The organism is Paenibacillus sp. 11B (genome assembly GCF_030487755.1).
GTDB classification, from domain to species: Bacteria; Bacillota; Bacilli; order Paenibacillales; family Paenibacillaceae; genus Paenibacillus; species Paenibacillus vandeheii.
Genome location: NZ_JAUKNS010000002.1, coordinates 25836 through 46951, shown reverse-complemented (window position 1 = coordinate 46951; position 21116 = coordinate 25836). Strand labels below are relative to the sequence as shown.

21 protein-coding genes and 1 pseudogene are annotated in these 21116 nt (G+C 42.0%); 2 read left to right on the top strand and 20 right to left on the bottom strand.

The features are described from left to right. Window positions 1-415: 415 nt before the first annotated feature. From Q0V21_RS08760 to Q0V21_RS08685, 17 genes and pseudogenes are all read right to left on the bottom strand, one after another. Window positions 416-1780, bottom strand: a complete 1365-nt coding sequence (locus Q0V21_RS08760) for a sensor histidine kinase (protein ID WP_079345412.1) — start codon at window positions 1778-1780, stop codon at window positions 416-418. Further along, window positions 1777-2475 (bottom strand): response regulator transcription factor, encoded by a 699-nt coding sequence (locus Q0V21_RS08755; protein WP_079345410.1) that lies wholly within the window; start codon window positions 2473-2475, stop codon window positions 1777-1779. The genes Q0V21_RS08760 and Q0V21_RS08755 overlap by 4 nt, the downstream gene beginning before the upstream one ends. A 116-nt stretch (window positions 2476-2591) precedes the next feature. Beyond that, window positions 2592-3122 (bottom strand): PepSY domain-containing protein, encoded by a 531-nt coding sequence (locus tag Q0V21_RS08750; protein WP_079345408.1) that lies wholly within the window; start codon window positions 3120-3122, stop codon window positions 2592-2594. Window positions 3123-3815: 693 nt separating this feature from the next. After that, window positions 3816-4766 carry an alpha/beta hydrolase gene (locus Q0V21_RS08745; protein WP_079345406.1) on the bottom strand — a complete coding sequence of 317 codons (951 nt, stop codon included), beginning with the start codon at window positions 4764-4766 and terminating at the stop codon, window positions 3816-3818. A 57-nt stretch (window positions 4767-4823) separates the two neighbouring features. Continuing rightward, window positions 4824-5876 carry an LLM class flavin-dependent oxidoreductase gene (locus Q0V21_RS08740; RefSeq protein WP_079345404.1) on the bottom strand — a complete coding sequence of 351 codons (1053 nt, stop codon included), beginning with the start codon at window positions 5874-5876 and terminating at the stop codon, window positions 4824-4826. 28 nt (window positions 5877-5904) lie between these two features. After that, window positions 5905-6774, bottom strand: a complete 870-nt coding sequence (locus Q0V21_RS08735; RefSeq protein ID WP_301878490.1) for an NAD(P)-dependent oxidoreductase — start codon at window positions 6772-6774, stop codon at window positions 5905-5907. Window positions 6775-6932: 158 nt separating this feature from the next. Beyond that, window positions 6933-7517, bottom strand: a complete 585-nt coding sequence (locus tag Q0V21_RS08730) for a TetR/AcrR family transcriptional regulator (RefSeq protein ID WP_301878489.1) — start codon at window positions 7515-7517, stop codon at window positions 6933-6935. 750 nt (window positions 7518-8267) lie between these two features. Beyond that, window positions 8268-8513, bottom strand: a complete 246-nt coding sequence (locus Q0V21_RS08725) for an Imm53 family immunity protein (protein ID WP_301879526.1) — start codon at window positions 8511-8513, stop codon at window positions 8268-8270. A gap of 160 nt (window positions 8514-8673) precedes the next feature. After that, complete coding sequence (locus tag Q0V21_RS08720; protein ID WP_301878488.1) at window positions 8674-9039, bottom strand: hypothetical protein; 366 nt, start codon at window positions 9037-9039, stop codon at window positions 8674-8676. Next, on the bottom strand, window positions 9008-9406 hold the full coding sequence (locus Q0V21_RS08715) for a hypothetical protein (protein ID WP_301878487.1): 399 nt from the start codon (window positions 9404-9406) through the stop codon (window positions 9008-9010). The genes Q0V21_RS08720 and Q0V21_RS08715 overlap by 32 nt, the downstream gene beginning before the upstream one ends. Before the next feature lie 63 nt (window positions 9407-9469). After that, complete coding sequence (locus tag Q0V21_RS32850; protein ID WP_079345396.1) at window positions 9470-9685, bottom strand: hypothetical protein; 216 nt, start codon at window positions 9683-9685, stop codon at window positions 9470-9472. Beyond that, window positions 9655-9933 carry a hypothetical protein gene (locus Q0V21_RS08710; RefSeq protein ID WP_079345394.1) on the bottom strand — a complete coding sequence of 93 codons (279 nt, stop codon included), beginning with the start codon at window positions 9931-9933 and terminating at the stop codon, window positions 9655-9657. The genes Q0V21_RS32850 and Q0V21_RS08710 overlap by 31 nt, the downstream gene beginning before the upstream one ends. A gap of 72 nt (window positions 9934-10005) precedes the next feature. Then, window positions 10006-11826 carry an S-layer homology domain-containing protein gene (locus tag Q0V21_RS08705; RefSeq protein WP_179132644.1) on the bottom strand — a complete coding sequence of 607 codons (1821 nt, stop codon included), beginning with the start codon at window positions 11824-11826 and terminating at the stop codon, window positions 10006-10008. Window positions 11827-11970: 144 nt separating this feature from the next. Beyond that, complete coding sequence (locus Q0V21_RS08700; RefSeq protein WP_079345390.1) at window positions 11971-12618, bottom strand: response regulator; 648 nt, start codon at window positions 12616-12618, stop codon at window positions 11971-11973. Beyond that, the gene (locus tag Q0V21_RS08695; RefSeq protein ID WP_079345388.1) at window positions 12615-13844 is read right to left on the bottom strand and encodes a sensor histidine kinase; all 1230 of its coding nucleotides are present in this window, start codon (window positions 13842-13844) and stop codon (window positions 12615-12617) included. Before Q0V21_RS08695 ends, Q0V21_RS08700 begins: the two co-directional genes overlap by 4 nt. A gap of 454 nt (window positions 13845-14298) precedes the next feature. Continuing rightward, a pseudogene (locus tag Q0V21_RS08690) lies at window positions 14299-14564 on the bottom strand (LytR/AlgR family response regulator transcription factor); the annotation flags it as partial. Between the two features lie 198 nt (window positions 14565-14762). After that, on the bottom strand, window positions 14763-15527 hold the full coding sequence (locus Q0V21_RS08685) for a YheC/YheD family protein (RefSeq protein ID WP_301878486.1): 765 nt from the start codon (window positions 15525-15527) through the stop codon (window positions 14763-14765). A gap of 203 nt (window positions 15528-15730) precedes the next feature. Between Q0V21_RS08685 and Q0V21_RS08680 the strand changes: the two genes are divergently transcribed. Beyond that, entirely contained in the window at window positions 15731-16540 is an 810-nt protein-coding gene (locus Q0V21_RS08680; protein ID WP_301878485.1) for a DUF6492 family protein, read from the top strand. 17 nt (window positions 16541-16557) lie between these two features. Further along, window positions 16558-17937 (top strand): sugar phosphate nucleotidyltransferase, encoded by a 1380-nt coding sequence (locus Q0V21_RS08675; protein ID WP_079345382.1) that lies wholly within the window; start codon window positions 16558-16560, stop codon window positions 17935-17937. A 436-nt stretch (window positions 17938-18373) separates the two neighbouring features. On the opposite strand, the gene Q0V21_RS08670 is transcribed toward Q0V21_RS08675, so the two are convergent. The 3 genes from Q0V21_RS08670 to Q0V21_RS08660 form a co-directional block, all read right to left on the bottom strand. Beyond that, the gene (locus tag Q0V21_RS08670) at window positions 18374-19315 is read right to left on the bottom strand and encodes a tetratricopeptide repeat protein (RefSeq protein ID WP_301878484.1); all 942 of its coding nucleotides are present in this window, start codon (window positions 19313-19315) and stop codon (window positions 18374-18376) included. A 240-nt stretch (window positions 19316-19555) separates the two neighbouring features. Beyond that, window positions 19556-19834: an RHS repeat-associated core domain-containing protein gene (locus Q0V21_RS08665; protein ID WP_301878483.1), complete on the bottom strand. Its 279-nt coding sequence runs from the start codon at window positions 19832-19834 to the stop codon at window positions 19556-19558. Window positions 19835-19899: 65 nt separating this feature from the next. Then, complete coding sequence (locus tag Q0V21_RS08660) at window positions 19900-21027, bottom strand: hypothetical protein (protein ID WP_301878482.1); 1128 nt, start codon at window positions 21025-21027, stop codon at window positions 19900-19902. Between the last annotated feature and the right edge of the window lie 89 nt (window positions 21028-21116).

Sequence of the window (21116 nt, the reverse complement as noted above, 5' to 3'; positions counted from 1 at the left end):
AATACATTGGTAGGGACTTGAACTGACAGTTGGCGGTTTCACTGTCGTACTTGTGTTTACTACACCAACGGTGAGAACATAGATTAGATACACGCCTAAACGGTAATAAGAACATGTTCGTGTCCAATACGGCAATCGGTACAAGTTCTTGTCCCTTTCACCACCATAAGTCCTTTAACATATCTGTCCATTGATTAATGAGGCTGCCATTTCATACCGGTAGCCTCGTTTAAGGGATTGTTAAGCTATAGTTTAGTATCCATTTTAGTGGTTCAAAACTCATCGATCAACGAGATACCTTTAGTAATCCTCATCCTACTATCCTGCAAAAAATCGCGGGTCCCTGTACTTGTATCCACTTCCTATCGTTTCTTTATTCCAACCCAAACAAAAGTTTTGTGAAGGTGACGATCGCTCAGCCCGCATCTTCCTGCTCCACAGGCAGATGCAAGATAACCTCCGTGCCCGCGCCAACTGTGCTTTCTATGCGGATCTTCCCATGGTGCTCGCTGACGATCGATTGAGCGATCGGCAGACCCAGTCCGGTCCCCCCGGTCTTACGATTTCTGGAGGAATCAACGCGGAAAAAGCGTTCGAAGACATTTTCGATATCCTCCTGCGCAATGCCGATCCCATAATCTTTGACCCTTATGATGGCATTCGCCGCCTCCTTCGTTACGTGGATGTCGATGGATCTTTCGCTGTATTTCAACGCATTGTCGATGAGAATGAGCAAGAGCTGTTTCACCTTGGACAGATCCGCTTCGATCTCTATTTCCCGGCAGTCCGAATGAAGACGGATATCATTCTTATGAAGCTGCTTGGCCAGCGAAGATACTTGCCTGCAGCAGGCCACCAGATCAAATTTCTCAAAGACGATATTTTCGTTCTTTTGGGAGGAGGCCAGGTCCAGTAATTGCCGTGTCATCTTCCTCAATTGCTTGGATTCCTCGTAAATCGCCTCGACGGACTCACCCCGGATTTTCTGATCGCGCGTCCCCCAGCGCCGAAGCATATTGGCATATCCTTCAATAATCGTGATCGTCGTATTTAACTCATGCGACGCGTCGGAGACAAATTGCTGCTGTTTATGAAAGTTTTCCTCCAAACGCTCCATCATCCGGTTGAACGTTTCCGTCATATGAAAGAGTTCGTCGTTTGATCGGCCTTGCGTCGGAATTTTTTTAAATACCAAGCTGCTTTCGATTTCTTTCATCGTAATAATGCTATCCGTGATCGGCTTAAACAGCGTTCTCGACAGAATTAGCGCCCCGCCAACGCTGAGCATGACTGCGCCGAGCGTCGCGAAGATCAGAATTATCACCAGCAGGTTTATATTGGATTCGAGGGTCTCCATTTTCTCTGCAATCTCCAGGACACCAATGATCTTGTTGTCAGACTGTATCGGGATTCGAACGACTAATATTTTCTGATCGTTGATAACGAGCAGCCTGGAATCGTTCATGGAAGAAATAACGATTTGATTAAAATCGATGTCGGGTTCTTGTTGATAAACTTGAACGACCTTCAAATCCGGCGTGAATACCCGGATCGCCGAATCTTCGGGCAGATAGCTCAGGATTTGGCCGTTCTGATTCTTGTCCAGCATAACAGAAGGTCCGATTTTCTCGATAATCTGCTCCGACTTGTTGCGCAGCAGTTCGATCTCGTTGCGCGTGGCCATTTGAATAAATAAGAAATAGATTCCGATATCTACGCAGAGCAAGATGAGAATGACCAATATGGAAGTGAGAAGCGTGAATTTGGTTCGAAGCTTCAACTGTCCTCCTCCTTGACGCAGAAGCCCACTCCGCGTATCGTATGGATAAGGTTAACATCAAAATCATGGTCGATCTTCTTGCGAATGTAACGGATATAAACGTCGATGACGTTCGTTTCTCCTTCAAAGTCATATCCCCAGACATGGTTCATGATCTGTTCCCTGCTCAGGACATGGTATTTATTTTCCAACAAGAATAAGAACAGATCGTACTCTTTGGGCGTAAGATCGATCCTTTTTCCTTCGCGGTTAATTTCCCGAGTCATTTTGTTCAACGTAAGATTATTGATCTGCAGTAATTTTGCCGGTTCCTTCACCTCCGGCTCTACGAAGCGATTGCGCATCATTGCCCTCATCCTGGCGAACAGTTCTTCGATCTCGAATGGTTTAGTCACATAATCGTTGGCTCCCTGGTCGAGCCCCGATATCTTATCCGGCGTCGTATTCCTCGCGGTCACGACGATGATCGGCGTATGTATATCGATCTTCCTTAATCTTCGCAATACCTCGATTCCATTCAATTCGGGCAGCATAATATCAAGAAGAATAAGCCCCCATGCCTTCGACAGCGCCTGCTCCAAGCCTTCTTTCCCGTTATCGGCTATCGTAACCGCATAGCCTTCATAGGTCAGTTCCAATTCGAGAAGCCGAGCGATTTTAGGCTCATCCTCGACGATTAACACGTCTTTGTTCATTGTGAATCCCCCTTCCGTCTTTTTATTATAAGTAAAAACCGCTTCCACCAAACAAATCTATCCCGGCAAAACGGGCAAAAAGCCTAAGCGAAAGCTTAGGCTCTTCGGAAGTCGGTTCAGTCGTTCTCGGGAATGACCTTGCCCGTCGTGGCGTCTACCGTAACCTCATGCTGTGTTCCCGCAGCGTCTTTGATCGTAACGGTATAGGCGGCTACGCCGTTTTCCGTCTCCAACTGCACGGCGGACACCGTTCCTGCCGTTTGCTTCAAGGCTGCATCAATACCCTGTTGCTTCGTGATAGAAGCCGCTTGCGCGCCGTCGTCGTTTACTTCTTTGTCGTTATCCAGCTTGTCCTGCGCACCGTCGTCATTCACTTCTTTATCGTTATCCTGCTTGTCCTGCGCACCGTCATCGTTCACTTCTTTATCGTTATCCAGCTTGTCCTGCGCACCGTCGTCGTTCACTTCTTTATCGTTATCCTGCTGGGTTTGAGCTTTTTGGACTGGCGTTGCCGATGCCGACATTGCCGAAGCGGAAGCTGCAGCATCCGAAGCCGCTGCATTCGTGGAAGGCAATAAGGCCGCTCCCATGATTCCTCCTCCAGTAAGAGCAACAGCAAGCGCACCGACCATCAGTTTCTTGTTCATTGTGAATTCCTCCTTCAAATTTAACTACAGCCTCTATTGTAAGCCGCGTACTTTAGAAGATAAGGTGAGTAAGATTAGAATTTAATGAGGGAAATTCTTTTGCCACCAAATTTCGGCCTCTGTCAAAAAGAGTTTTATTTTAATTTTCTCATCGTTAATATAATAAACGAAGACCTGTTGAGATTTAAATCACATCGTTTTCTATTTTGATGCTCATCTAATCGGTAATCGGACTATGTTCTTGTCCATTCCGGTAATCGGTACAAGTTCTTGTCCTTGGCTCGGGACACGAACTTGTACCGATAAAATAAAAAAGCCGCTAAATTAGCGACTTCAATGGGACTATGTTCTTGTCCTTCGACATGTCCTTTTCGGCAATGGCACTATGTTCTTGTCCCTCGACAGACATGTACATTGACACAAAGTTCCCTACCAAAATGACTTGGTTGGCGACTTTATGTCATTCTACATTTTCTCAGGTATATTCCTAAACATGGTTTCTCCTCTTATTTCTAATACCACAATTTTGCTTATAACGCTTACCGTATATTTTCTCCGACAATGGCTTGAAGAAGCAAGAATGCACGCTAAAATCTAGGTAAAAACCAAATCGCCGCAGGTTTGCGGCGATTTGGTTTGATTTATAACGTGACCTCTAGCTATTTTACTGCGGATCGGCTTCCCTCTGCAGCTTTAAAGAACCCTGTTGGGATGAAGTGCTCGTGCCATCGCATCCATATAACCCTGAACAGCGCGCTGACTGACTTCTGTTTCTGGAGCAAGACTTTCGAAAAGGTGGAAGCAGCCCGGATATAGGTGAAATTCTACGTCCACACCAGCTTGAGCAAGACGTGCCACATACTCCATCGTTTCGTCTCGGAATAGATCGAGCTGACCTACACAAGTATAGGCAGGCGGCAATCCGGCCAAGCTCTCTGCTCTCGAAGGTACTGCATAAGAAAAACTTCCACTGACATCGTTCTCCTCACCAAGGTACATATTCCATGCAGCCACGTTGTCCGTTCGGTTCCAGATTGAACCCTCTTCTGTAATCTCATGACTAGATGGCGTGATGTTACGATTATCTAACATCGGGTACAATGGCATTTGGAAAATAATAGACGGACCTCCTTTATCGCGAGCCATCAGCGCGAGTGCTGCTGTCAGCCCTCCACCACCGCTAGCACCGGCAATTGCAACCCGATTCACATCAATGCCAAGCATTGCTGACTCCTCCGTCATCCATACCAATCCAGCATAACAATCTTCAATCGCCGCAGGATAAGGATGCTCAGGAGCGAGCCTATAATCGACTGATACGACAATACATTCTGCTGTCTGAACAAAAAGTTCGCACAATTTGTCGTCCATATCTGGATGTCCTAACACGTATCCGCCCCCGTGAATCCATAACATGGCTGGTAGTAAATCATTCGTTCGGCCGGCAGGCTCATATATTTTGACCAGCATCTCACCTCCATCCCTCGGAATTTTCCGGCTGGTTGTGTTTACATGCTCTGATTTCCTCACCGATGTAGCCGATACTAAGTTTCTGCTCCACTCTAAATTTTTCTCCAACTCAAACCCTGGAAATTGTGAATATACCTCTCTTAATTCTGGTAATATACGTGTCTCAATACTCATGATAATTCCTCCAAATATAATAATGAATTCGATTGTGTACGTTTTTTCAGTTAATTCTTATCTCATTTCAGCTTCCCACTTGGAAATTTCCTCTCGTACTCGCGGTGCAACCTCTTTACCGAGCAGTTCTATAGCCCGCATTACCAACTCATGTGGCATCGTGCTTAAGGGAACATACATCATGAAACGTGTAATTCCTACATGCTTGCGCAGATGAATAATTTTTTGAGCAACTGTTTCCGGATCCCCAACATACAACGCACCATCAGAGCTGCGAGCAGCGTCATAGCTGGAACGATCGTAATATGCCCACCCCCGCTCTTTGCCGAGTTTATTCATGCCGTACTGAGTGGACGGGAAAAAGAGTTCTGCGGCCTTTTCTGTATCTTCTGCAACAAATCCGATAGAATGAGAACCTACCCGAAGCTGCGATACATCATGACCAGCATGAGTTGCCGCCTTTTTATACAGTTCTACAAGTGGCGCAAATTTCGTTGGATTTCCACCGATAATTGCCAGAACTAGTGGCAGACCTAGAATTCCAGCACGTATGGCAGACTCCTGAGTACCTCCGCTACCAATCCATACAGGTATAGAATTCTGAACAGGACGCGGGTATATCCCCAGATTATGTATCGCTGGTCGATGGCCTCCACTCCAAGTTACTTTCTCGGATTCCCGTAATTTAAGAAGCAGTTCAATGTTTTCATTAAATAAATCCTCGTAGTCATGCAGGTTATAACCAAACAGTGGAAAGGACTCAATGAAGGAACCCCGACCCGCTATAATCTCGGCACGTCCATTGGAGAGACCGTCAAGCGTGGAAAAATCCTGAAACACACGGACAGGATCTGCTGAAGATAGGACCGTCACAGCACTTGTCAATCGAATTCGTTTTGTGAGAGGCGCCGCAGCGGACAACACCATTGCTGGTGAAGATGCTGCATAATCATCACGATGATGCTCACCTATGCCAAACACATCAAGTCCTACCTGATCTGCAAGGACGATTTCTTCGACGACTTCTCGCAATCGCTGAGCGTGACTCATGACAACTCCGGTCTCAGTATCAGGCTTTGTTTCTACGAATGAAGTAACACCTATTTCCATAATTAATCTCTCCTTATATTTTCTTTCCTTAAGAGGAATGCTCAAGACAACGGATTAAAGCCGTCCAATCCAACTCACCATAACCATGGGTAATTCCTTCAGAGAGGTGTTGATGAATAAGCTGACCTAAAGGTAGTGGAGCTTGAACTGACTTGGCTGCCTCGATAGCTAATGCAACATCCTTTAACCCGAGCTTCATTTTAAAACCGGCTGGTTCAAAGCGCTGTTCAGTCATGATCTCTCCATAGTTCTGATATACCGGAGATTGAAAAAGAGCATTCACAACATCCATATATCGGGACGGCTTAATGCCGTGCTTTTCAACCATGAGCTGCGCTTCCGACAAAGCTTCCAGCATTGAAGCAATTAGTAAGTTAACGCCTATTTTGACAATGTTACCTTCTTCGCCATGATCCCCAATCTCAAATATCTCTTGACTTAGTGCTGTTAACATGGGAAGTACTCTTTGTCTTGCATGTTCCGGACCAGCTAAAATAATGCGCAATGTAGCTGCTTTAGCGGCATCCGGGCGCCCCATTACGGTTGCAGACACAAAGTGTTGGTGTCTCTCCGCATGCAATGCGGATAATTTCCGAGCCAGATCTACGCTGATCGTACTGGCGGATACGTGAATTCCATTTTCAGATAATCCGTTCAGAACACCATTTGCTCCCTCAACAATCTCTCTCAATGCAGCATCATCAGATAACATGGTAATTACAAGATTACTTTCTTTCGCTGCCTCTAGTGGTGTTTGGACATAGCGTGCTCCCTGTTTTATTAATGGTTCAACTTTTTCAGGGGTCCGATTAAAGATGACTAATTCATACCCCGCTTTCAACAGGTTTTGTGCCATTGGAAGCCCCATATTTCCAAGTCCAATAAACGATATCTTCATTGGTTGCATCTCCTTATTGTTGATGGATTGTTTTAATAACGGAATGAATGTTCCGGAATGATCAAAAAAATATGGTCTTACAGATACTCTTCAAATGGAACCTTCAAAATATGAGGAATATAATAACGGAACAATCATTCCGATATTGTCAAAAAAAATTATATACCTGCAATTACAAAACTAATCATCTCTTTTGCACGTTCTGGATTTTGACCTGTTTTGGCCATAATATTTATGCTTTGATGTAAATTCAGCAATAAATAAGACAATGTTTTGATATCTGTTGTTTTATCTATCTCTCCCGATTGTTGGCCCTTCTCCAAAAGCTCACAAAATGCTTGTTCCAAATCCGAAAAACTAGTCTGTATCAAGACATTTATCTGTTCATCTGGTGACTCCACTGTTGTAGCTGTATTCGTTACAAAACATCCGCCCGGTAGGCTGGTATCGTATGCTGAAGCAATATGATACTCAAAAAATTGAAGAATTCCATCTCTAACGTTTGAAGCTTGTTCAAGAATGGTCTGCTTATTGGAACTCCCTTTTTTATAATGCTCCAGGGCATCTCTGTACAAGGTTTGCTTGTCGGAAAACGTATCATAAAGGCTGGATCGGCTAATGCCCATCACTTCTAGTAAATCCGGTATGCTAGCAGCCTCATATCCTTTTTTCCAAAACAACAGCATTGCTTGGTGTAACGCTTGATTTTTGTCAAATTCTTTAGTCCTGGCGATAAGTAACACCTCCCGTTTCAGAAATATAACATATCTGAACTGATCAGTCCAGAAAAAAGTGAGCAGATCTTACGTGCACACTCTTGGACATACGGAAGACATTTATTAAATCGGTAATTTTAAATAAGGAACCATAAAATAAACAATATAGAAACTATTACTCTTACTGTAAACAAATTATACCGTTTGTTTGTTTTATGAATTAGGAGAACTCTCTTCGAGGCAGTTGTTCCATAACGATGTGAAAACTCTATGTGTCATGGTGTTTGTTGAATTTTAACTACAATGCTTTCATTTAGACATTCATCTAATCGGCAATAGGATCATGTTCTTGTCCTTGGCTCGGGACACGAACTTGTACCGATAAAATAAAAAAAACCGCTAAATAGCGACTTCAATGGGAATATGTTCTTGTCCCTCGACATGTATGTCTCATAGTCTTCCAAACTCCCTCGTCGTAGCTTTAAAATATGTTTCCTTTCCAACACCTGCTCATCTATTTATGGTGTTATAATTACTCGTTGCTCTCTTCCAAATATTGTGTAGTAACAAAACACCTAGAAAAGATTAGTCCTAGACATATCTCTATAAAGAATATAAAAAGACCTTAAGAGGCATCTAGCCAATCAAGGTCTCTTCCTCAGGTACTACATAATTAACTTCTCTCTAAACTCGAAGCCCACGATGCAGCTTTCTTTCAGAAAGCTTTTAGCTCCGCTTCTTCAGGTTCTTTCTGCCCTCTCCGTTTTGTGTAAATGTTTAGTTCAATTTATATAGTATCTCTTCTAAATTTGTTGCTCCACCTGCACCGTGAAACACTCCATCCCTCACAATACAGTAGAACCAATCCTCTTCATTTCTCTCTTCTTCAATCGTTTCAAACGGTACATCTTCTAAACAAGTATCTGTTAGGTTGATTTCGACAGACCAACCGGGATTATCTACAGTATTAATTTTTACACCGTATGAATGCTCCTTATTTGTTAATTTGTACCGAAACCAAATCCATAAAAAGCTAAACGACCATTCCCCGGTGGAGTACCGAGAAACGGTCGCAGCTTAAATTTCGTCTTTTTGTCTACTTGACGGGGTTATGACCATAAATAGCGACTTTCACTGAACTAATGTTCTTGTCCTTTTACAATTTTATCTACAGACAATATGATCAGTGTTCTATGGCTACCAAATACTTTTTATTGCCTTTTTTATTAATCAAAGCAACTTCAAAATCAGATTCCCATTTCAGTTCGCCTAAATGTTTAGCATAGGCAAATTCATCTGGTTGTTCTGATATGACCTTTTCTAAAAGTACTTGCGTGCCATCTCGTTGTAGAATAGATATGAATATATCCATACTTTCTACATTATGATGGCATATGACTTTAGCATTATACTTCTTATTAGGACTCGTTACTGTTTTTTTCCAAGTCCATTCATTTACATAACCTAATTCTTCTATTTGTAATGCTATTTCCCTAAATGGCTCAATCTCCCAACTATTACGTAGAGCAAGCTTCTCGATCCCATCCATTAGTAGTCGAAGCGTAACCTTTTTTTTTCTCCAACTCATTTTTTGCACGAAAGTCATTCAAACTAAATTGGATTGGCGCCGAACACACACCTGAATCGTTAACAATCCTTTCGTCAGAAATGTTTTCTACACATTCTATTAGGACTTTCCAACAATCTTTCGTTTTGTATTTTCCAAATAAACGTTCAAACATCGCTGTAATACAACGAGTTTCCAATCTAAATGAACGCCTTTTCCATTTCCAATTCAATTCATAATCTAATTTTGTTGCTTCGTTGTACTCACATTTTTGTATTTTCATTATAGATTCAATTCTTTCATCATTCACAATATATGGTAAGTCTAAGTCAAATTCTTTTAGATACATCTGATTCTCTCCTTACTTTATTCCCATGGGCGTGGTCTTTGATGTCTACTCATTGAATTTCCCTTATCCCATAGTTTTTGAGCATTCTTTTTTCCATTCGAGGGCTTGTTGTCTGTTACGCATTTTAGATTTAACTACTCTTGCTTCATACTTATTAGTACCAGCATTTTTATTCCATTTGTTCACTTGGCTGTTTGCTCGTGGAGAAGTCCCATTTTTATTTAACTTTTGCCCACTAATTCCTGTTTTTACAACATCTCCAGTAGATTTCTCTGATATTTCATATCCATGTTGTGTTTTTTTACTTGCTTTACTATTACCATGAGTTGTTTTTTAATCGCTTTTCCCGCAGCCTTTTTCGCAGTCTTCTTAACAGCAGCTTTGACTACTTTTTTAGCGACTACCTTTACAACGAAGACGATAACAAATATTATAAATGGATTATTTCCATCATCATCCACAAACGCAACTGGATTATTTAATCCATAACTATATCCATTCCGATTCAGCGGATTATCCAAATCCATATCTTGTTCTGGATCCAGAGAAATAAAGGAACCTAGTTGCGGATTGTTTATATTGATTAGGACTGCAGCGAGTTAGTGAATGACTCTGTAAATCATCACCGCTGCTTCCGCCCGGGACGATGATGCTAAAGGCTTCAATTTTGTCCCATCTCCGGTAATAATATCATCAGCAACCAGTGTGGCGATACTTTTCTGCGCATATTCGGATACGCTAGACCAGTCCGAGAAACGTTCCAACAGATTCTCGCTTCCCTTATCCATATCCTTGCCGACAAGCTTAAGCGCTCGCTCAATAAGCACCATCATATCTTGTCTAGATATTTCGGACTCGGGGCGGAAGTGATTATTATCCTGGCCATATGCTATCCCCATGCTCTTTGCAATGTGCAGTGCATCGGCATAGTAAGAATCGGAATCCACATCTGAGAAGCTGATACCGGTATCCGTAGCCCAACCGTTTCCTGACTCATTAAGGCCAAGTGCCCTGACCAACATCAGGATAAAGTCCGCCCGAGTAACCGAAGCCGATGGGCTAAAGCGGTTCTCCATTACACCAGTGATGACTCCGCGCGCAGACAAAGTCTCTATAGCCTCCCGCGCCCAACCATAATTTTGGATGTCCACAAATGTTTGAGACCTCTTAATCATTTCTACGCCGTCAAAGGTCAGGTTTTCAATTTCCGCTTCCTTTTTTAACAAATATCTATCAAAAAACGCCTTTGTATAAGAGGAAATAATGGTGCGTTGTTCCATAGCGTCCCGGGTTCCTCTGGGAGCCTCTCCCCCAGTATACAACGAGTCGGAGAAGTCACTATGAACCACATTATCAATAATGGCAAAGTACGTTTCCTTACTGTTCGATTCAAGAAGGAAAGCATTCGTATTATAGGCAAGTACGGTACCTAGCTGCATGAAAGGTTTCTTAAAGTCGCTATCCAGCGCGCCTAACATATTGCCGTCAAGATTTACAGCTCCGACAAATCGGTCATCGTCACGGCTAACGAGTGCCGCTGTCGTTCCTCCGAAAGAATGCCCAAACACACCCATACCGATTTCAAGCTGCAATCTACCTTTAAATATGGAATCAATGTCACCTGAGTTCATTTCGTATAAACGATCTGCGACATAGCTAATATCCTCGCTCTGTAAAACGGCATATTTCGCAAAATTGACGGCTTCAGGCGCGGAAGTCAACTGCCGAGAAACCTCGATTGCTTGTTCTTCCCCCAGCTTCTCTGTCAGGATCGATATTTGGGGCGTGATTAAGCCGGCAAATTCCATGGTATACTTTACGATGTCGTCCAAAAATTCAGTTGTCATACCCTTTATTCGTCCATCCTTCAGTTTGGACACACCGCTCCCCGGATGCCCGATTAATACCACAATATAGCCGGCGCTTGCCAGGTCTTGAGAGAACAAGGTGCCTTGCTGCGGGTAAGCTCCTGCTCCATGTGAAAAGAATAAAACCGGATATTGTTTTTCCTTTTTAGACAAGGCCAGATCGTCGTAGGACCATGTTTTAAAATTAGGGGCAAAAAGTTGTTCTCCACCCGCTGTCCCCCCCAATTTGACCACAAGCTCATCCCTTAGCGACTGAAACTCCGAAAATGCATATTCTGCCGTTGGCTTGCCTTTACTGCTGTCGGACGGATAGAAAATTATTGCGGTCAGATCCCTTGCTAAATTGTCTGATGCTCTGTACGTAAAGTCCATCTGTGTCCGCCCGACCGTGTAATTTCCGACCGGTTTCGGAAATTGATCATTTGCAGTAATGACGTTATTCCCCTGTTCCGAAAATTGCCCTTGTGCGGAAATGAAGATTTTGGAGCCGTTGGCGGAGAGCATGGTTAGTGTGAGAACAGTTGCCAAAATCGCTGTCAGTAGTTTCCTCATAATTATTCCTCCAATATAGGTCATGGAATAGTGTTAACACTCCTCTTTTATTCCTACACTCATCATAAATGGAAGAGAAAAATAAAAAAATCGTACAAAAGGGCAGTTCCCTATTGTACGATCGGGCAATCTATGAATTTTTAGTTATAAATCTAAAATGCCAAGCTCCATCGCTACTGCGACCGCTTGCGCTCTCGAATCAACTCCTAATTTAATATATATATTAGTTAAATGTGCTTTAACTGTCCGTTCGGATATTCGCATATCGAAGCCGATCTCTTTACTTCGAGAGCCACGGGCAATCGCTTGAAGCACGGTCATTTCTTTGTCTGTAAGAGATGTCTTCCCCGAGAATGACTTCTTTGACTTTATTGGCGTATTGTTACCGAAAACTTTCTCGGTGATTTCAGGAAGAAGCAACGTCTCCCTCCTTATCGCTGCATCAATGGAGCGAAAAATCATCTCCCTTCCCGTATCCTTGAGCAAATATCCTTTGGCACCTAACGTCAGTCCTCGTATCATCATTTCATCCTCGTTATAGGTAGTCAAAATAATGACTGGTATTTCAAGTCCTTTAGCTTTGAGCACTGTCATGGTATCTAATCCGCCCATCTCTGGCATATTCAAATCCAATAAGATAATATCGGGCTTGTGGGTCTCTACCAGTCGAACCGCTTCCACACCGTCGGAAGCTTCTGCGATTACCTCGTACTTTTGATTGGTTTCAATGATCAGCTTAAGTCCCTCACGTACGACTAGGTGGTCATCCACTATTAGAATCTTAATTTTCATAAGTTGGCGTCCTCCTGTTGTAATGGAATGCGGACAAAAACGTTGGTTCCTTTTTTTCCGCTATCAATTTTTATCTTCCCGCCAATAATTCTAGCTCGTTCATATAAACCAATCAATCCATAGCCACCGGATTGTTTCTCGATCAGCTTGGTTTCGAACCCTATTCCATCATCCGTAATTCTTAGCTCGATTACGTTTTCATTTGATGCAACTATGACTTCTACATTTGTAGAATTAGCATGTTTAGCTATATTTGCCAAGCATTCTCGAATGATATGCAAGCTATGTTCTAAGATCAACTTAGGTACCACAGGATGGTGTATCGATAAACTTGTGGAAATTCGAATGCCTGTCATATGTGAAAAATGTTCAGCCTCATCCTGCACCGCTTTAGAGATATCTATGGTTTCTACCGAATACAATCGCAAGTCGTCAATTGCGCTTCTCGCCTCCGAAAGCGTGCGTTTTGCTTGGGCTTTCGACAGCTGAACAATCTCGTGGGCACGTTGGTTATTATCGTTCTCTAAATGGGCATCCATGGCGTCAAGCTGCATGATGAGACCTGCCAACCCTTGTGCCAAGGTATCATGTAAATCACGGGCCATCCTTTGTCGTTCGTTGGCGATTGTCAGATCCTCCACTTTTCTGTGCGCTCGTTCCAATTCACGTAAAAATGACTGTGTCCGCAATTTAATATGAACTTGTTTATAGAACAAAGTAGCATAGCTGATTACAAAAAACATCATGAAGAAGAGCGATATTAATGTTGATGACAAATCCTCAGTTGTCTCCAACCAAACCAATGAAAAAGCAAAAATAGCACTATAAAGCGTACAGACCCAGAGTACCTTGAGTCTCCGGGAATATACCCCAATACTCTGCCCAATCACGACCGTCAATAAACTGACAAAGATAACAGAATAAACCTCAGGCATGAGTAATGCACAACCCCAAACAACAAGACCTTGTACTACAAAATATATCCAGTGACTTCTATAAACGATAGATCCGGCATACCAATGCAGCAAGATGTGGATATACATGAGAACTGTAAAAAAAATATAATCTAACAATCTAGGAATCACGGGGATCTGGGTGAACAATACAGTTAAATAAATAAAAATAACCCATATAAAAACGGGTAGACGAGATGCTCGCAGAACATTTCGGGTATCAGATCGGAGTCCTTGATACGGTTTGATTTTCGAATATTTCAAATCACTCATGCAAAAATTACCTCTTTCATTTACCTACTTAATAAAGTTCAAAGAAAGGGAGACCATCCCAGCATCCTTCATGTAACGGAACATATCGTCCTGTAGATAAACAACATTTTCCGGATTCCTGTCACTACAATCATAGACTCCACTTAAGGTAGTTTACCATGAATTGTAACAATCCTGCCCGTTAGTTTAATGAATTAACGGGCAAAAATAACGATTGATATACCCCTAATAGGCAATAGGAACATGTTCTTGTCCAATACGGTAATCGGTACAAGTTCTTGTCCTTGGCTCGGGACACGAACTTGTACCGATAAAATAAAAAAAGCCGCTTAAATAGCGACTTCAATGGGAATATGTTCTTGTCCCTCGACAACTCCTACTGTACTCAACACTAAGTCACTTTCTCTACTAACTACAGCATCTTTCAAAGGACCATCAAGATTAACTCCCAAAGCAACATCTTTTCCTCGAAAACTTGCGGCTGAATTGGCTTAATCAGATATTGAAAGGTGATGACATCGAAGCTCTCCACCATGTATTCCGGGTAACTGGTCAAGAACATAATCTGTACATCCAGAAACTTCATGTTCCTGATCTCTTTAGCGGTCTGAATCCCGTTCATTCCGCCCATCTCCACATCCAAGATGAGAATATGAAATGAAATGTTTTCACACGTTCTCGCTGCTGCTCCTCATCATCACAGATTGCAATATCGAACATGGGGGAACATCCGCCTTTCATCGACATCGACTCTGAATTTCACTCTCGAATATACTATTTTAGCATAGGTTTCGGAGTCGAATTGGGATGAAATGCATTATTCAGACCCTAAAACGCAGTTCAAGCTCAAAAGTCGCCACATTGGCGACTTTTGAGCTTGAAACTTTCTCCATCCATTCCTATGAAAAATCCGGTCTGTTATTCTGTTTTTTTGGGCATAACATGGCGGTAATATCGTATTACCTTGCGATACATCGTCTTATCCTTTAATTGATTGAATATAAATGGGTCAGGTTTGACATTCACCTCAATAATCCAGGGTTTCAGACTGTGGTCAAGGCCGATATCTACACCGATTTGCATTAGATACGGGTACTTTTTTTTCATATGACGAGCTATGCGCAGGCTAAGCTCATTCATCTCCTGAACCAGTTTATTCCTGCGTTTTGTGGATGCATGCGATTGTAGCAGCTTGTGAATATCCATCGGTGTACCACCACTATGATAATTGGTTACGATTTTCTTTGGATGACCCAGTCGGCCGATGATTCCGGTAGCTTCCCAATGTTTGGTCGGGCTTAGCTGTATCATGACTCGGATGTCAAAACGTCTGTTATTGTGCTTAAGCAGATGGATTCCTCTCTGAATCAGATAACTTCTTTTATGCACCAAACGAGTCAGACTGCTATAAAACGATTCAAAGCTGTCAAACGTCAGGCGTTTTTGCTCTATCTGATAGACAAAATGTTGATGACTGTCCATCTCGGCCTTAATAACACCCATCCCGAAAGTACCTCTCTCAGGTTTGACATAGACCATTCCATATTTGCTGATCATGGATTTCAGATTCGTTTTGTTATATTTCTGTGTGTCGGGGATAAACGGTTTAATTGATTCATTATTAATGATCAATTTTGTTTTTAACCACTTGCTTCTTAACGGCTGCAATTTATCAACTCCCATGTCGTAAACTCTCCCTTCAGCAACCGCATCAAAGCTCGCTGTTTGATCAAGATCCTGCATGCATTATATGTAATACCGATAAAGGAACCCTCAACAAAAGCCCCTATTCGTAAAAAATGTATATTTTCACATGCCCTGACCAAAACACTTTTGCACACATACCATATAATAAGTCATCACGATTTGTGCAAGGAGTTGAGAAGATGTCCGTCCAGCGTGGAATCCGGTTGAATAATGCGCCTAAGATTGATGTTCTTATACCAGCGATCGAGAAAGATTTGGCTACCCTTCCCCTCGTCATCGATAACATTCGCCGTTATGTAAAACATCCCATTGGAAGCATATATATTGTTTCTCCGGTCAGCACCAAAATCAGAAAACTTTGTTCCCGTAAAAACTGCATTTTTGTTAATGAGCGATCCGTCCTGCCTATAACCAAAAACGAGATACACTACCAGTCCTCCCGATGGAATCGGTCAGGCTGGTTATATCAGCAGCTGCTCAAAATGAACGGAGATTCCATTGTGAAGGCAAAATACTTTCTAGTCATGGATGCGGATACCGTACTGATTAAACCTCATTCATTTCTTGTAGAAGGCAAAACAGTATTTTACTGCCGTGACTGGAGCCAGCCGGAATATTTCAATACCTACCGCAAGTTGTTAGGCATGAAAGCTCCGCGTCCCCGCTCTTTTGTCACCCATTATATGCTGTTCGACAAATCGAAACTCGCTGCCTTAAAACAGAAAATCGAAGCGGTTCATAAGCTGCCATGGTACAAAGCGATCATCTCCAATATCAATAAGAAGAAGCAGTTTGGTTTCTCCGAGTATGAAACGTATGCCAATTTTATGTATACGAAGAACCCAGGCAGCATGGTCCTTAGAAGTTCCATGAATAAAAGTCTGAATGTTAACGCTTCTTCGTTAAAAGAGCAACAAATCCGTAATCTGGCTCTTAAATACCGTTCTCTTTCCTTTCATAAACGGAAAATCTATAGTAAAGCTCCCTGAGCTTAAGGAGGAAGCCCATGCATATCGTACTGCTGTGCGGCGGCTCTGGCAAAAGGCTCTGGCCGTTATCCAATGAGCTTCGCTCCAAGCTGTTCATAGATATACTTCCATCACCCGCTGGAGGTAGGGAATCCATGATCAGCAGAGTATGCCGCCAGCTTGACAGTTCATGCCTAACGGATTCAACGCTCATTATTTCACATCAGGATCAGGCTAATATTACGGCTCGACATACTCAAGGCAAAATACCAGTCATCGGGGAACCTTATAAACGAGGCACTTTTACTGCGGCGGCCTTAGCGACGTTATATCTGCAATCCTTCCGAATGGCCAAAGATGACGATGTGATCTGTATCGCGCCAGCTGATGTGTTCGCAGGTGAAGATTTTTTCGGCAACTTCCAATTACTGCCGGACATATTGAAACATTCTCAAGCCGATATCGCTTTAATTGGGACAAGGCCTACACATGCTTCAGAACAGTATGGATACATCCTGCCGGGTGGGGAAGAACGTAATGCTTATGCGCCCATAACACAATTTATAGAAAAACCCGAAGCCACCATTGCTGAAACTCTGCTACAACGTGGGGCACTATGGAACTGCGGTGTGTACGCATTCACCGTCGCGTTTATGATATCCCATATTAAAAAAATGGGGCTTCCGGTTCATTATGATCAATTGTCGTCCCTGTATGAAGCGTTGCCAGAACGCAGTTTTGACAAGCATGTTGCAGAAAAGGCGCAGCGGGCCGTAGTCCTGCCTTATAAGGGAGTGTGGCAGGATATCGGAAGCTGGGATACGCTGTGTGCCCAGTTAGATTCCCATGTATTCGGACACGGTGGAATCTCGGGCTCTTCCTCCGATTCCTATATTATTAACGAGCTTCCCTACCCCATCCAAGTCATTGGCGTGCCAGGTATTATCGCTGCCGCAAGTCCGGACGGCATTCTCATTGCCAACAAAAATAATTCAAATGAAATTAAAGCGCAATTGGGCAGCTTGCCATTAAAACCGATGTATGGTGAAGCAACCTGGGGCAGTTATCGTGTCATTGAGAGTTCGGTAGATGATGAAAATACAACTGTAACCACATTAAACATAACAGTTCTTCCGGGCAAACATATCGGGTTGAAATGGCACCGGGCAGGATGTAGAGCGTGGACGGTACTTGCAGGCAGCGGTCAATTGCTTATCAACGGACAGGTCACACAGATGACTCTGGGCACTCAGTTCGCGATGATCTCGGAGAGCGTCTATTCTATTTTCGCTGAAACCAGGTTGGTCTTCCTTGAAGTACAGATCGGCGAACCCGAGGATGAGAACAACATCCTTTTTGAAGAAGAAGACTGGAATATAATCGTAGAACGTGCAGGATCGTATAACTATGGAGTGTAAATTGAACGTTCAAATCTTAGCCCCGTCCATTCGTGGGGGCTATTTGCTTTGCGTATCGAACGAAACATGGGGTAAAACCAAATATCAGTGTGCTAGGGAATATGTTCTTGTCCCTCGACATTTTTGTACATTAACATAAAGTTATTATATTCGGGTTGCTCATACATTGCCTCTATTCTTAGAAATAAATGATTTCGAATTCAGTTTATCTATATTTACATATGAAGAAAAAGCCAACATTTAAGCGCTGGCTATTTATTATAAATCGTTTTAAACTTCTTCTTATCTGCTGCACGATCTCGCAGTTGAAGCTTTCCAGCCTAAATAAATGTCTCTTAAACTCGTTCAACAATTTTATGATTCGTTAATATGACTATTCCCTCGATGAGATTGTTAGCCATTGTACTCGTTCAGTTTCTTCCATCGTTTCAATACTTTATCGCAATTTATTTTTTGCAATTATATTTTCAGGGTCAGTTTTTAAGATGCGGATGTAACAAGCTCTTTCTTTTTCTTTTAAATGGATCAAACTATAAAGTTGAGCTAATAGTAACAAAATATCTATATCAATCGGGTCTAATGAAGAGGCATGTTCTAATAGTTTGATTGAGGTCTCATAATTGCCTTGCCTCTCAAGCAACTTACCTTTGAAATAAAGCGCAACAGTATTATTTGAATCAAAACTTAATATTGAATCTAAATAATATGCTGTTAATTCAAATTGATTTTCTTCAAGATAAATTTTTGCGATTTGTAACCTTACATCGTAATCTTCAGGTTCTGATATTAGGATCTTTTTAAAATCGATAATAGCTTCCTCTTTTTTTTCCATATGCTTTAACACTAATGCTTTGTTATACATTGCATTAGTTGATGACGGATCTATCTGTAAAGCCCACTGAAATTCGTCGAGCGCTTCTTGATTATTTCCTAATTCATGGAAAATTAATCCTAGGTTAATATGGGCCTCTTCTTGATTAGTATTAAGTGCTAATGATTTTTGATAATATTCTATTGCTTTCTTATATTCCTCCTTTTTTTGATAACAAAGGGCAAGATAATACAAAGCATCTTCAGATTTTGAGTTTATCATTACTGCACGTTTACAAAAAATTAGTGCATCTTCAGTATTGCCTAATTGTAAATAGACATAACCTTTATTAAAGTATAATCTTTCCCATGTAGGGAATAGTCTAATTGCCCTGTCGTAAACTTCAATTGCGGCATTATATTCTTTTAACTCTGTAAGACATCTTCCCATGTAATTCATTGTATCTTGGATATCTATATTCTCATTGAGAGCCTTTTTAAAGTAAACTAATGCTTCATTATAATTACCTTCTTCATAGAGCTCTTCCCCTTGTTCAAAAAAAGTCATTTATCGCATCTCCTTTTTATAATATTGACCCCAACAAATAAGTTGTTGAGGTCAATAATACAAAGATCAAATGAATAATTAATTATCGATACATGTCCAAATCATTCCAACTTCTGTTGTTATCATTTCTTTGATCTCTTTTATCTCGGTGTAATTCTTTTGTACTTTTTTCCCTTTGAGACCTTGAACCAAATGTATCATTTATTTGTTTCTTTTCTCTTTTTTTCGCCTCGCTCCCTCTCATTCTATCGTTCTTAGCCCACCCACACCTGGTATCGCATACACACCAAGTGCCCATGCAAAATCTCCATTAGGATCAACACTGTTAATTGGATCATTGACAGCATAAATGTACAAATTTGAATCGATTGGCTCAATATTATCTTGGCTAATAAAACGACCATCTTGTGGGTCGTAATATCGGTTGAATAGGTAAAACATATCCGTTTCTTCATCCAAGTAATAACCACTATAAGTGAACGGATTATATAAAAAGCCATCGCCAGTGCTGTACGTCACTTGGCGATGTATTAGAGGAATTACGCGTGTTTGGAAGAGCGATAAATGGAAATCCTCGCTCAGCGCTATTTCAGTATGTATTTGGTCAAGGTATTATCGAAGAACTCGTTCGTGAGATAAAGCTCACCGTTTCCGGCATAAATATACATGTGCCCGGCCTTTTGATCGAGCCACAGACTAGAAAGATGGTATTTGATCTGCAAATTCCTAGGATCCAGCACATAGAAGTCTTCCCTGGCCCAATCTCCCTCAAACACGTTCTCATCAATTATAGGTGGATGCTCCTGCCACTGATACTGCTTCTCCACGGTAATCTCGCCTGAAGGCGTCATATGGTAAATCCAGTTCTTATCGCCAATTTCGCCAATTTGCTGATTGCCGAGAAGCTGGTTATCCTTGCTATACAGTCTATACACGTTGTCGTTCCGAACCAAGTAGTTGTTGCCCGTAATATCGATCTGATCATTCACATTTAGAGTACGCACCCACTTCTTCTTGCCTTTCATATCGTAACCAATTACCAGATTATCTTTCTTACTCCTTGAAATAACGATAAAGGATCCACCTTCAGATGGCTTCACCTCGAGATAGGGATCTTTCATCGATTTTGGAGCCGTATAGGTGACCAGCGGTGTTTTCAGCGTACTCAGACTCCGGTAAACACTAATGCTGCCTTGCTCAGGCGATTCATGCACCACATAGCCGTTTGGAAGTACCTCTACTATCCCTGAAGTCCATTTGTTGGTTAAGTTTAGCTTTCGTATCTGTTTCCCGCCCTGGTTGTATTCGGTGAAACTAAGGGAAGACGTCTTGTTGGGGACGAAGGAACGAATGACAATGTTACCGCTGTCGAGCACCAATGGCGTGTACGAATCGGTTATATATTTTGTCCATTTCAATTTCCCCTTCGGATCGACAACGGAGAGATCATAGGCGATTGCGTCTTTCATTTTGTAAAAATAACTATAGCTATTATTAGCAGAATAAAACTTCGAGGCGGTAAAAGGTTTGTCGTTGGGAATGTCAGAATAATCGTACACCCAACTCGTAGAACCATTTGTGCGATCGATGGACGCGTAAACCTTATCGCTGTATTTGGTCTCGGAGGCCGAAAGCTTCACTTTCTTGCTCAGTTGAATAAACATCCGTTCCTTGCTTTGCAAGCTGTCCAACGTGTTCCAATTGAACTTCAAAAATTTGTATCATTAAAAAAGCTGACGATTCTTTAATTCAAAAACCGCGTTAAATCAACGACTCCAGTCTAATTCTTTATTTTCAGCGA